Below are 13,127 nucleotides of genomic sequence, written 5' to 3'. Positions count from 1 at the left end.
TGACGACATTCTGCTCTTTCGGATAGGAGCGGACAGGAGATTTTATGTCAAAATACAGGGATGACACCTCTAAGAAGCCCATAAAGATAAGGGGGGGCTTAGTTTTTTAGAGGAAAGGTAATAAAAAGGCAGGAATACGACAATAAAAAATGATCAATCAAATATTTCTTTATTATCTTATGCGATTTACGCGACCCAGAATTGAAATACGACTGTCAAAGATACAGTAATAATTCCAAACCGTATTTACCGATTAGGAAATTAATGACTAATACGAATCAGTAGTCAAAGGAGTTACCACTTGTTTTACTCATTAGTAATCAGGTAGTTTTAAGTAGTGAGTAATAAGTAATAAGTAGTAAGTAGTGAACAATTTTGAATTGGTCGGCGTAAGCCAAATCATGTTTATAAACTTCTGATATATACAATCTTTAAATCTTTAAATCTTTAAAGTTGCTAAGCAACTGATAACTACTTGACTACTTTAACTCCTGATTGACATGACTATATAATTTAAGTTGTTATTTATGACATTATCAACAAAGGCTTTCACTAAAAAGATTATTCCGCAGATATTACCAATAGGATTCCAAACTATGCTGCTGTTATATCCTCAAACTCACAACTAAAATCGATATTATAGACAAACAAATTTTCGTGCGTATCTTCTCCTTGGGATATTCTGGATAAGACATTAAAATTATTTGTTTCGTAACCTTGCAAGGCTTTGTAAACACTAGCAATTACATCGTAAGGAATTAAAGCGTTCTGTCGATCCGAATCCGTGGCATTAGAAGATGTATCTCCCACAATGAATGGGGTAAACGCTAAAGTAATAGTTACAACGGCCTTGCATTCCTGTATTTTTTCCGTTATATCCGAGCATTCCGGAATAGATATTCCCACCAATGCACATGGATATGTGATCGGTAAAATCTCGCCATTCTCTATTAACTTTAATTGACCAATATTAAGTTCAATCCAATTCAAGGCCGGAACTTCCGACTGCAATCGCTTCATTACATCTGTGTAAACTGTTTTCATTCCTTTTGTAATTTTTAATTAGTAAATACTTTTGTTTATAGATAAATAAAATTTCAGTTGTTTCTAAAAATGTCTAATAAATTAAAATGAATTTATCTATGTATTGGAATAAGCGAAGAACGAATAAATAACAATATTATAAAATGTTCGTTTGAGCAATTCATAGATAATTATTTATTAACAAAATTCATTTTAATTAAAAGAATTATGGCAGAAAGAACGATTTTAAAAGCACGTGTTCAAAGTATTTATTTCGCAGATCCTATTACATCTGAAGAAGGATTAACCTCAGCTGTTTGGACAGAACAACCATTAACTCTTCGCGACGACGAGGTGTCTATTGTAGAAGCAGAACCTGAAACAAAAGAAGTGTTCTCGCATGAAAACGATTCCCCCGAGGATTATGATATTGTCGGAGGTGGATTGACAGCTACAGGTTCATTTATCAAAGCCGATTACGATAAAATGGCAGAACTATTTGGCGGCGAAGTCTCCGGAACGGGGGCAGATATGATGTTTAAACGTAACGCTACAAAGAGGCCTCTAGAAAAAGCTATCAAATTTGAACTGAAAGATGGTTCAAGCATTATCCTTCCTTATACCAAAGGATATGTCCTGCTGAACCTGAATGCAGGGACCGATGGAATATTGAAACATCCATTCAACTTTAAATCTATAGCCCAAAAAGATTTCAATTATGACATACTGATTAAATAATTTGTCAGGCAGCATCTGATTGTATGTAGAACAACCAAACAAAGTAAATAATGACTGACTCAGACAATGTTAGACTAGCTGCCGCAAATTTATTACTAGACAGAGGTGTAAGGTATGTAATATCAGACGCACCTCTGTTTTGGCAATTATTGCGGCTCAATAGAGTAGATATTCGCCCGCTAAAGGCTGGCGCCTTGATAGAAATAGGAAGAATTATTGATGAAAACAAGTTAGACAAAATAGAAACGGTAGATGAAGCCAAACTGAAAATAGAAGCAATAGTTAAGATTATTGCTGTGGCTGTATTGAATCATCGGGGCAAAATAAAATATTTTTCACCGTTCCTTTCCAAAATATTGCTGTGGAAAGTTCCTGTAAAGGTGTTGTTCAGCATTTTCTATCATATAATTCAGGTTAATAACCTAACGGATTTTATAAATATTACCAGATACTTCAATCATCAGGTACAGATGCTGATGAATCCGAAGATTCAGGGTCAACAAGAAATGGGGAGTTAACAGGCTATACCGATGGCCTCCATAGCCCCTTTGGCTTTATAGGGCAACTGAAAGAAAAACGTGGATATACCCTCAAATATATTCTTTGGGAAGAACCTTTTATAAACTTCCTGTTGGAAATGGCTGATGCCCCTCGCTACGTAAGAGGACGACGACCTGTTCCTGTGGTAGAATCGTCTGACGGAATAAAAAAAATATTAGGAAACAGAATAAAAGAAATGTAAAATGGAACTAGATAATCCAAAAGAAATTATAAAAAGCAATAATGAGGTAGCAAAAAGCTATAAAGCAATAGATTCTGCTGTTGATGAAGTAATAAAGAAATATAAAAAACTTAATGAAAATACAGAAAATGGCCAGGACTCATGGAAATCAATAGTGAAGGAATCTGAAAAGTTCCTTTCAAAGTATTCTGGTGAAATTGCCAAATCCTTTCTCCCGGAAGATATACAAGAAAGCTTTGGAAAATTAAACAAATCCATAAATAAAATTAAACTAGTAGAAAATATAACAAACCAGATAATAAAAATTGGACGATCAAAAGAACAATTTTCTATTGAAACTGCTTATGAAGGGATCAAATTCAATACATTAGAGGAATGGAATGGTTTTTATACAAATATTAAGGATGCCAGAGTCGAAGAATTAAAACATTTACAGGGAAACAATCTCCAAAAAAAGGTCGAAGAATATGAAAAAGTCGATCAATTGATGGCTCTCGAATTAAAAAAATATACAAAGCTAAATAGCGCAAAAGACAAATACCATAAAGCCGCAAGTATAAGATACACAGACTTATCCTTTTGGCTTGGCTTAATAACAGGAACGGAAAAAAGTCCATATCAAAGTTTACTTGAGTATAAAAAAGATGTTCAAAACATCAACTCCAATCACGAAGAGGAAAAACAAAAAATATTAAATAGCTCTCTCAATATTAAGAATAATAATAGATTTTCAATAAATAAAAATAATCTTATTGCTGAAAATCGGCTAAAAGCTGAAAAATCTATAGAAAGTCAATTGGAAAAGCAAGAAACTGATAAAACTAAGTTTTTTTATGATATACAAGAAAAATTAACAAACATAATGGATGAAGGCTATGAAAAAAGACTTCGTATAATAAATCTGAATTATGAAAAAGAGAAACAAGCAGCAGAAGATTCTAAAAAGCAAAAACTAAAAGACCAAGAAGATTTAGCAAAAAATATATATATAAAAGAACATGGATCGGATGAAGGATTTGATATAAACAAATTCGACCAGTCTTTATTACCAATAGGACTTCAAACATCTAATATTACAAGTCAATACGAGCAATATATAACAGCAGCTGACGCTAAACAGTTAAAAGAAGTTAAAAGTATTGATAAAGAGCACGAAAGGCTTCTGAAAGACGAAGAGCTTCGTTTCTCATCTTCCTTGGAAAAACAGTTGAACGAAATAGAAAAAAACTATGAGGATAGAATTGCATTAGCCAAAGGAAATGAGACATTGATTACACAATACAAAATAAATAAAGATAAAGAAATACAACAAGCTACTCTTCAGGATAAAATTAAGAAGTCAACTAATTCCGAACAATTAGAACAGGAGAATCTGAAGGGATTACAATCCATGAAGATGACTGAATTATATGAGAGCAAGAAACTTGAAATTAAAAGAAAATATCTCAAAGAAAGATTAGAACTAAACTTATCTTTAGCTAAGACTGGCGATGAAAATGCAGAAAAAGAAGCAAAAAAGATAGAATTCGAATTAAATAATCTGAAGTTTGATGAGCCTGCCAAATCCCTAAAGGCTTTTGCTGACGAAGCTGTATTTAATCAGATAGTTTCTTTCTTCGAACGTTTAGGAAGTTCTCCTGATGAGGCTGAACGAAAGACCATTTCCCTATTTAATTCTATAATAAAAAATGCAACATTGGTTGCGAACGTTGTGGGAGAACTCCAATCTATGTTTGGTGGATTGGATGAAAATATTGATATGGTATTATCTACTGTTGGAAATATAGCACAAGGTTTCGCTAAAGGAGGGCCGGTTGGAGGAATGATGGCTATTGTCAGTGAAGGTATTAACCTGTTCAAAAAAGCATCGGAAGCAGAAAAAAGACATCAGGATGCATTAAAAGCTATAACTGATGGACGGAATGCGGCCCAACACCAATACAATCTGTTGTTGTTGGAACAGAATCTATTGATGAAAGAAGCCTCTTCCATTTTTGGAGAGCAGCAAATAGCTAAAGCGAAAAACGCGATAAATAATTATGGCGAAGCTGTAAAATTATATAAGGAAACACTTAAAGGAGAAGGGAAAGTAAAAAATTACAATTGGTTTTCCGGGGTTTCTAATTTTCTTAATTCTTCAACTAAAACCAGCGATATTGCAGCTCTTCAGAATGCCAGAATTGTAACAGGGCATAAAAAGACTGGCTTTTTGGGATTGGGTAAAGGAGAAGATACATATAGCGGTATTTTAAGTGTTTATCCGGACTTGATCGATGGAGAAAATAAGTTAAATATAGAACGCGCCAAAACCATACTTAATAATGAAAAGATGGAAGATGGCACGCAGACTCTTTTACAAAATCTCATTGGACTTCAGGAACACGCTGCAAAAGCAGAAGAGGAGTTGAATAATTACCTGAAAGATACTTTTGGCAGCTTAGGCGACTCCCTGACAAATAGTATAGTACAGGCTTTTGCCAATGGGGAGGATGCCGCCGCCAAATTTAAAGAAAATGTCACTGACGTTTTAAATAACCTAGCCAAACAAATGGTTTTCCAATTATTTCTTTCCAAAATGTTCGAAAAACTGGAAGGTGATATTGAAGCGATTTATAAAAAACATGCAGATAAAACGATAGACGAAAAGCAGCTATCAGAGCAAATCACAAATGTGTTAGGAAATTTCTTCGATGGATTAGGCGAAAACATCGACAGTGCCAATGATTTTCTGGAACAATTCTGGTCGAATGCCGAAAATAAAGGTTTCGAGAGGCCTCAACAAGCTACCCCCACTCCCTCCTCCGGCGCTGGCCTTGCCTCCATCACCCAAGACTCAGCCAATCAACTGAACGGCAGTTTCGACAATATGCTACGCTACACGAGCGCCATTCACGATAATACGGAACAATCGCTTCTGGTGCAACGGACTATGCAATCGCAGCTCAATCGCATAGCCGACAACACCGAATATTGCCGTTATCTGGAGAATGTAAAAAACAGCCTCGAAGAAATGCAAACAAAAGGAGTAAAACTGAAAGTATGAAAAAGGGCAGTTGTATAATAGATGGAATAGACATAGCCGATTTCGGTATGTTTATCCTCAAAGGAGGAGATTATGATCTTCTTCCTTTCCCCGAACGGATAGAACCCACTCAAAACGACTGGTACGAAGAGGATGGCATAGACGTAGACCTGACAGAAGTGTTTTTCAAACAGAGAGATGTGACTCTCAATTTCTACCTGTCGGCTGAAACATCAGATGATTTTATTGACAATCTTGACAATTTCCACCGGTTGATAAGCAAGCCTAAACCGAGAAAACTTTATATTCGCGAATTTGGCAAAGAATTTACCCTACGTTATGTATCATGTCCTTCATATACTCAAAACAGAGGTTTCTTGACCCACGGAAAGAAAAGTGGAGAGATAAGCGTAAACTTCGTAATGGACGATCCGCTACAACTATTTTCGAAACCGCAAAATATAATTCCAAATATCACGCGTCCGGCACAATCGCATGTAGCAATCAATGATTACGACCTGTCGAAATTCGGGATTATTGTCAATCAATGCTATAACACCGCATTGAACTTGCCGGCTGCAAAAGAGCCTTTGGTAAAAACCTTCGACAAGCAAAACGGAGCGGACGTCCTATATCCGGCAAATACAAAAGCCGCCAGGCAAACATTGAAAAACAAGCAGATTGTCATAGAATGTACCATGATAGCCGATTCGCGCGAAACGTTTTATTACAATTACGAAGCATTGTTCAACAATCTGACCAGACCCGAACCCATACGGTTATCTACTTTGTACGAAGATTTTGAATGCTATTATTCGGTCATGCAAAATTTCGAAAAAACGGAGCCGTTCAGTAAACGGATAAAGGTGAAATTCAACCTGTCGCTGACTATCCTGAAACCGAACCGCCCCGTGCAGGTGTTGGCTACAGAAAGCGGCATTCCTATTATGACAGAGGACGGACGGTATCTGATATTAATTTGAAAATTAGCAAATATCCCGGCGTGCCTCAAGTAAAACAATAGATGGACAGTACACTTGCAAACTATAAACCAATAAACGGAAAAACAATATGAAAATAACATTATACATCCCTAAAGAAAACAATACATTCGATCCGTTGGAAATCAATGTAGACGACAGCAGTTACCACTACAAAGAAATTATGGGCGACGACAACGTCGTACTCAACTTCTCATTGCCCGACTTTATAGAACTGCCCGTAGGTACATATTTTATGTACAAGGATACCTATAAATATACCCTTTACAGTCCTCAGAACTTTAAGAAAAACCACAGCCGGCACTACGATTATACCCTGACGCTGGAATCGGAACTGGCACAGCTGAAAACCATCAAGTTCAAGATGTTTGTGGCAAAATACGAAAACGGCGTTGCTGTAACGATGGATACTTCGCCCCGGCTGAAATTCTCGTTCACAGGCACACCCTACGAATTTGCCCGCCTGCTGGCCGACAACCTCAACCTGAGCGGAAACGAAGCAGGGTGGATGGCAAACAAAGCGGCCTGCGTCGATAGCGAACGTGTAACCCTCGACTTCAACCACGACTATTGCCACGATGTGCTGACACGCATTGCCGAAGCCTTCAACACCGAGTGGGACGTAGAGGGTAAGGAAATACGCTTTGACAAGGTAGAGAAAATGAAAGAATCGACCGTAAAACTGTCTTACGGGTACAAGAAAGGAGTACTGGGCGGCATATCGCGTAGCCAGTTCGATACATCGAAGGTGATCAACCGCGTATGGATACAGGGCGGCGACCGCAACATCCGCTGGGACACCTACGGCAACGATACCCTGCTGATGCCCAAAGACAATACCGTGCGCTACGACGGCACATACTTTGGCGATACCGACCCCGATATGATAGACCCCGAAAAGGCCGTGGCTTACCGCACCGACCTCACCGGCTGCTATGTGGAGCGCGCCGACCGCACGGGGCCCTTGCTCGAAGACAGCCTCGATGTGTCGAAGGTGTACCCGATGCGCGAAGGAACAGTGACCGGCGCCTACCAGAACAACGGATTCTGGTACATCGAAGACAGCGACATCCCCGCTTCGCTTGACTTTGCGAAATGTGTGCTGCCCGGAGAAAACATGACCGTTATCTTCCAGACCGGGATGCTTGCCGGACGGGAGTTCGAGGTGGTGTATACCCACGATACGCCGGCGGTGAATAGGCGTTTCCAACTGATGGGCAAGGAAGAAAACGGGCAAAAGATACCCGGCGATGCGTTTATCCCCAAAGCGGACGATATTTACGGCGTATTTCATATAGCCCTGCCCGAAGAATATATAGAGGATGCCGAACGCCGCGCCCGCGACGAGGCCATCAAGTACCTGTACGAAAACGCGCAGCCCAAATATACCTACGACTGGCAGCTCGACGGCATCTACGCCAAGCGCGAGTGGGGAGTGAGCGGTGGCATGCTGGGTTGCGGTAACTTTGTGCGCTTCAGCGACCCGCAGTTCCTCTCCGAGCCGGTGGATATACGCATCACGGCGGTGAAGACGATACTGTCGTCTCCTTTATCGCCCCAGATCACCATCTCGAACAACGTATCGGGTAAATCGCTGGGCAATATCCTGAATGAAATACCGGCAAAGGAACAGGAGATAGAGCGCGGCAAACAGGAGGCGATAGACTATGCTAAACGCCGCTGGAAAGATACGCAGGAACTGATAGATAATATTTCAGGCATGACGGACGAGTTTAAAGAGAATTTGTTTAATGCGTTGGTATTCGAGGGGATGGTCTTCCGTGCGGGTGCGGCAACCTTGCAATATCGGTTCTTGGCTGACGATTGGGATACTTCCATTGAGCCGGACTTGATTTTCAACAAAACGGAAAAACGCTTCTATTGCCCTGCCTCCCGCATTAAGCACGAAACGTTGGAAATTGACGGGCAAAAGCCATACTGGACAGCGCCCGAATATAATACCGATGTTTTGGATGCCTCAACACCTTATTATTTATATTTGAAATGTTCTAAAAATTTAGCAGTAGTCGACGGACGGCTCACGGGCGAAGCGGTTTTCTTTATCTCGGCTGAAAAGATAAAGATTGAAGACCAAGACGGTTTTTACACCCTGTGGGTAGCTTTTATTAATTCGGAGAATGAAGAGGGCGACCGTTCGTTTACTACGATGTACGGGCTTGCCGAGTTGCTTCCGGGACAGCTTACTGTGGATACGCTTCGATCGTCAGATGGTAAAAGTTTCTGGAAGGCTTTGAAAAATCAGTTCAAACTCGGCGATGGCGACAACAGCCTTGAGTATAACCTCGACCCCGATATGCCCAATACACTCGTGGCTTCAAATATTTACATCCGGCAGGCTCTCAAGGTTATCGGAGAGGCTTTGATTGCAGGGTTTTACTTTTCGGATCAGATTATTCGCTCGAAAGCTAAGACGGGAATCGACGACGCAATGGTATTGGATGGACTGAACGGTTCTCTCCAGTTTAATAACTATATAGAAAGGTGGAAAGAGTCCGGAGGTATGGAAACCAAAAAGCAATATATTAAAATTGATTCAAGTAGTGATGATGCAAGGGTCGAAGCCCGGAATGTTACCGACGGCGATGTTGCTTATTTATCTTCGCAAGGAGTATTTGCAAACAGAGCCGGAATTGACACCCTTCCTGCGTCTACAGGTGTATCTATGAAAGCGGCTATTGCGGGACTTGGCCGTGGCAAAATGGATAAGGATATGTGGGGCAGTGAATGGGGTATCGTTGGAGTTTACGGCACAGCATCAAATAGCTCGGCGAATCCTGCGCCTGCGTACGGTGGGTGGTTTGATATGCTTAAAGTGAATGGACTTGTAATGAACATGATTGATTTAAGCGGAGGCGGAGGAGAGATAACGAGGTTAAGTAGAGGTACGACTTATGTATTAGGCAATTCCACTGGGGCTCAACATGTATATCTCCCAACAGATGTGTACAAAGGGACAACCATTTGGTTTAAGCAATGGTGGACAGGGTATATGAGGATTTATGCTCCTTTAAATCAAAGATTGTTCGACGATAGCTCTGAAAATGAGTATCTCGATGTTGGCGAGGGCTGGACTGCTATGTGTACTTATATTGGAGAATGGGGGTCAAGCCAAAGTGAGTATAAAGGAACGTGGATGTTCAGTAAATTTAAGTTCTAAGTTTTATTCTTGAGGATATTCTTTAGCATCAGAATGGTTTACGTTTGTTAGTTGCATCATAATATCTTTCGGAAGAGTATATATGTTTTTAGTATTCTCTTTAACAACAAAGTTTTTATAGTTAGTAACGATGAGAACATCTGAGTAATTACCACTTGACAATTCGCCTATAAAGATTAAAACTTCTTTAGTTTTCGAATAGTCTATTGTGATTTCTTTTGAAGTTTCTCCTGCTTTCAAGTTGCCCAGATTAGCAATTAGTTTTAGAGAATTATCCGGTTGTTTGTAACCAGTAACAATATTTTTCAACTCTCCTGTGCTTGCTTCATTTTTTATAACAAAGCTCGTATAGTTTTGTGGGTTATTAGGAGTTTCGGGGTCAGTATTATCATTATCGCTCGAACAAGCAGTAAATAAGCAAACAGCAAATAAGATGTATATATATTTTTTCATAATAGTTTTATGTTTGTTATTGCAAATGTAAGTTTTTTTCTTTAATTGTTTATGTTTTTTGCCTGAATTTTCCCTTCGGGGGAGGTTCAGGCATTTTTACCCCACCCCGGCCCCTGCTCGAAGACAGCGACATCCCCGCTTCGCTTGACTTTGCGAAATGTGTGCTGCCCGGAGAAAACATGACCGTTATCTTCCAGACCGGGATGCTTGCCGGATAACCTTGATGCAAGTAAGCCTTATTATCTGTATATCAGAGCACCAAAAAATCTAACTACAGATGTGGATAGTAGGATGGTTGGTGAAGCACAATTCTTTGTTTCTGATAAAAAGATAAAACTGGAAGACAAAGAAGGTTATTATACATTCTGGGTGGTATTTATAAACTCCGAGAATGAAGAACAAGAGCGCACAATCCGTACTATGTATGGCTATACAGAGTTGCTACCGGGACAAATTACGGCTGATACATTGATAAGTAGTGATGGCAATAGTTATCTGGATTTCTTGTCCAATAAGTTTAAGTTTGGGGATAAGACGAGTGGATTGGATTGGAATGTGACGAAGCCTGAACAATTGAGTATAAGAAATGCCACTTTTGAAATAAAGGATAATGATAATGAGGTTGTTGCTAAGATAGATGGAGAGAGTGGAGCAGCCTCGTTTGGAAAAGGGGCTAATGTCTTTAACGAGAACGGAGATGTGTCATTGAGTGGCGGTGTGCATAAATTTAATGCAGACAAGTCCATGAATCTTGCAGGAGGTAATATCCTGTACGATTTATTAAACGGATTGCAATTAATGGGTAAATTTGAGAGTAATAAAGATGGTAACAGAATTATTATAGATCCTGATGACAGAACACTGAAGTTCATTAACGACATAGGACAAACTCTTATACAAATGTCATTTGAGAAAGAAGAATACCCTGTAGGAACTTTTTACAGACCCAGATTAATTTTTAACCATTTCGGGTGGAATACAGGAAGTGAACCTTATTCGGTATTGGACATAACAGGTTATGAGATAAGATTCCATAATAAAAGTACAGGATATTCATCTTATTTGACTCCTGAGGCAGTAGGATTCTTTAATATAGAAGACCAATCACAACCTTCCTTTGGAGCAAGTAAAGGTATAGATGCGAATGGAAATTCTTGTTTACAAGCCGGATTTACAGGATTACCAACATCAAAAGGTAATGTATATGTAAGTGGTTTATACACTACTACTATAAATGGGCATACTACAATATGTCAAAAATAAAAAGACTACTCTTTATAAGGGGTGAATGCCATATCTAAAAAATATAATGCTTCACCTCTTTTGTAAATTTCAGTTTTGTAGGTGTCGAATTGCGTACTCCCTTTAACCGAAATTTCAACTCCTGCAATAGTATAACTAAATCTGTTGGTTTTTATGATACTCTCATTTTTATACTGTTCGTGTATTGCATCTTTCTCGTTAGATTGAAAATATAGTTTATGGGTTATTTGAGTTTTAGGATCAACAGAACTCCAAAAACCAACAATATCTTTTGCTGTAACTTCTATTTTTTCCTCTTCCGGTGTTTTCGGCTCAATGTTTTCATCGTCACTAGAACAAGCTGTTAGTAGGCAAATCAAAAATAGTATGTAAAGTATCTTTTTCATAATAGTTTAGTTTCATGTTTGTTATTGCAAATGTAAGTGTTTTTTTTGATGTTTGATTCATCAGGTCCGGATATTTCGTCCGGGCTTTTTGCTTTCAGCAGCCCCAGATCACCATCTCGAACAACGTATCGGGTAAATCGTTAGGCAATATCCTGAATGAAATACCGGCAAAGGAACAGGAGATAGAACGCGGCAAACAGGAGGCGATAGACTATGCTAAACGCCGTTGGAAAGATACGCAGGAGCTTATCGACGGCATCATCGGCATGTCCGATGAGTTTCAAGAGAACCTGCTGAGTGCATTGGTATTCGAGGGGATGGTCTTCCGTGCGGGTGCGGCAACCTTGCAATATCGGTTCTTGGCTGACGATTGGGATACTTCCATTGAGCCGGACTTGATTTTCAACAAAACGGAAAAACGCTTCTATTGCCCTGCCTCCCGCATTAAGCACGAAACGTTGGAAATTGACGGGCAAAAGCCATACTGGACAGCGCCCGAATATAATACCGATGTTTTGGATGCCTCAACACCTTATTATTTATATTTGAAATGTTCTAAAAATTTAGCAGTAGTCGACGGACGGCTCACGGGCGAAGCGGTTTTCTTTATCTCGGCTGAAAAGATAAAGATTGAAGACCAAGACGGTTTTTACACCCTGTGGGTAGCTTTTATTAATTCGGAGAATGAAGAGGGCGACCGTTCGTTTACAACCATGTATGGGCTTGCCGAGTTGCTTCCGGGGCAATTAACGGTAGATACTTGGCGCACGGCTGACGGTAAAAGCTTTATTAAAGGGCTCAAAAGTCAAATTAAGATAGGTGACTTAGACTACAATTACACAAAGCAAAATGCTCTTACCCTGATGAATGCCGATATTACCATCAAAGATAAGACGACAGGTGATATAATTGCCCATATAGATGGTGAAACGGGGGCTGCTTTGTTTGGCAGAGGTACGCACTTGTTTAATGCTGACGGCTCGCTAAACTTTGCTGATGGGTCGTTTCTGTATGATTTGATTAACGGACTATCGGTTACTGGAAAGATACAAAGTAATGCCAACGGGGTTAAAATTTCTATTGACCCATCAGACAGGGCTTTAGTACTTACAGATGCCAATAATGATGAAATAGCGCGATTAAGTATTGAAAGCAGTAACGAATTTGGTAGCCGTTCCCGTTTATATCTAAAAAAGACTTTGTTGCAACGGTATTGTAAAAGAAGGGTTACAGGTGTATTTTTGTATTTGCAAATTCAAAAAAGTAGATATATGAGTACCTCACCGATAACCCAGATCAAAGATAAATATAAAATCAAGAA

Annotated in this window: 9 protein-coding genes and 1 pseudogene; 7 read left to right on the top strand and 3 right to left on the bottom strand. The window is 39.4% G+C overall.

Features of this window, described 5'->3' with window-relative positions:
- Positions 1 to 594 precede the first annotated feature (594 nt).
- Positions 595 to 1,044, bottom strand: coding sequence for a hypothetical protein (locus ACYPZI_RS14735; protein WP_459602930.1), 450 nt, complete (start codon positions 1,042 to 1,044; stop codon positions 595 to 597).
- A 207-nt stretch (positions 1,045 to 1,251) separates the two neighbouring features.
- On the opposite strand from ACYPZI_RS14735, the gene ACYPZI_RS14730 reads away from it, so the two are divergent.
- The 5 genes from ACYPZI_RS14730 (at position 1,252) to ACYPZI_RS14710 (ending at position 9,704) form a co-directional block, all read left to right on the top strand.
- Entirely contained in the window at positions 1,252 to 1,761 is a 510-nt protein-coding gene (locus ACYPZI_RS14730; RefSeq protein ID WP_459602928.1) for a hypothetical protein, read from the top strand.
- A gap of 50 nt (positions 1,762 to 1,811) precedes the next feature.
- Entirely contained in the window at positions 1,812 to 2,279 is a 468-nt protein-coding gene (locus ACYPZI_RS14725; protein ID WP_459602926.1) for a hypothetical protein, read from the top strand.
- 225 nt (positions 2,280 to 2,504) lie between these two features.
- The gene (locus tag ACYPZI_RS14720) at positions 2,505 to 5,546 is read left to right on the top strand and encodes a hypothetical protein (protein ID WP_459602924.1); all 3,042 of its coding nucleotides are present in this window, start codon (positions 2,505 to 2,507) and stop codon (positions 5,544 to 5,546) included.
- On the top strand, positions 5,543 to 6,508 hold the full coding sequence (locus ACYPZI_RS14715) for a hypothetical protein (protein WP_459602922.1): 966 nt from the start codon (positions 5,543 to 5,545) through the stop codon (positions 6,506 to 6,508). The genes ACYPZI_RS14720 and ACYPZI_RS14715 overlap by 4 nt, the downstream gene beginning before the upstream one ends.
- Positions 6,509 to 6,596: 88 nt before the next feature.
- On the top strand, positions 6,597 to 9,704 hold the full coding sequence (locus ACYPZI_RS14710; RefSeq protein WP_459602920.1) for a hypothetical protein: 3,108 nt from the start codon (positions 6,597 to 6,599) through the stop codon (positions 9,702 to 9,704).
- 3 nt (positions 9,705 to 9,707) lie between these two features.
- Here ACYPZI_RS14710 and ACYPZI_RS14705 read toward each other — a convergent pair whose 3' ends face one another.
- Positions 9,708 to 10,157, bottom strand: a complete 450-nt coding sequence (locus ACYPZI_RS14705; protein WP_459602918.1) for a hypothetical protein — start codon at positions 10,155 to 10,157, stop codon at positions 9,708 to 9,710.
- 279 nt (positions 10,158 to 10,436) lie between these two features.
- Here ACYPZI_RS14705 and ACYPZI_RS14700 point away from each other — a divergent pair, with 279 nt between their 5' ends.
- Positions 10,437 to 11,420, top strand: coding sequence for a hypothetical protein (locus ACYPZI_RS14700; protein WP_459602916.1), 984 nt, complete (start codon positions 10,437 to 10,439; stop codon positions 11,418 to 11,420).
- A 5-nt stretch (positions 11,421 to 11,425) separates the two neighbouring features.
- On the opposite strand, the gene ACYPZI_RS14695 is transcribed toward ACYPZI_RS14700, so the two are convergent.
- Positions 11,426 to 11,806: a hypothetical protein gene (locus tag ACYPZI_RS14695; RefSeq protein WP_459602914.1), complete on the bottom strand. Its 381-nt coding sequence runs from the start codon at positions 11,804 to 11,806 to the stop codon at positions 11,426 to 11,428.
- 266 nt (positions 11,807 to 12,072) lie between these two features.
- On the opposite strand from ACYPZI_RS14695, the pseudogene ACYPZI_RS14690 reads away from it, so the two are divergent.
- Positions 12,073 to 13,127: pseudogene (locus tag ACYPZI_RS14690) on the top strand (hypothetical protein); the annotation flags it as partial.

The sequence above is a fragment of the Dysgonomonas reticulitermitis genome, assembly GCF_054601275.1.
Note: the sequence above shows the minus strand (reverse complement) of the source record. Positions and strands in the feature narration are given on the sequence as shown.

Excerpts from the sequence above, each read along its gene's own strand:
- ACYPZI_RS14735 (WP_459602930.1), bottom strand. The coding sequence starts at position 1,044 with ATGAAAACAGTTTACACAGATGTAATGAAGCGATTGCAGTCGGAAGTT.
- ACYPZI_RS14730 (WP_459602928.1), top strand. The coding sequence starts at position 1,252 with ATGGCAGAAAGAACGATTTTAAAAGCACGTGTTCAAAGTATTTATTTC.
- ACYPZI_RS14725 (WP_459602926.1), top strand. The coding sequence starts at position 1,812 with ATGACTGACTCAGACAATGTTAGACTAGCTGCCGCAAATTTATTACTA.
- ACYPZI_RS14720 (WP_459602924.1), top strand. The coding sequence starts at position 2,505 with ATGGAACTAGATAATCCAAAAGAAATTATAAAAAGCAATAATGAGGTA.
- ACYPZI_RS14715 (WP_459602922.1), top strand. The coding sequence starts at position 5,543 with ATGAAAAAGGGCAGTTGTATAATAGATGGAATAGACATAGCCGATTTC.
- ACYPZI_RS14710 (WP_459602920.1), top strand. The coding sequence starts at position 6,597 with ATGAAAATAACATTATACATCCCTAAAGAAAACAATACATTCGATCCG.
- ACYPZI_RS14705 (WP_459602918.1), bottom strand. The coding sequence starts at position 10,157 with ATGAAAAAATATATATACATCTTATTTGCTGTTTGCTTATTTACTGCT.
- ACYPZI_RS14695 (WP_459602914.1), bottom strand. The coding sequence starts at position 11,806 with ATGAAAAAGATACTTTACATACTATTTTTGATTTGCCTACTAACAGCT.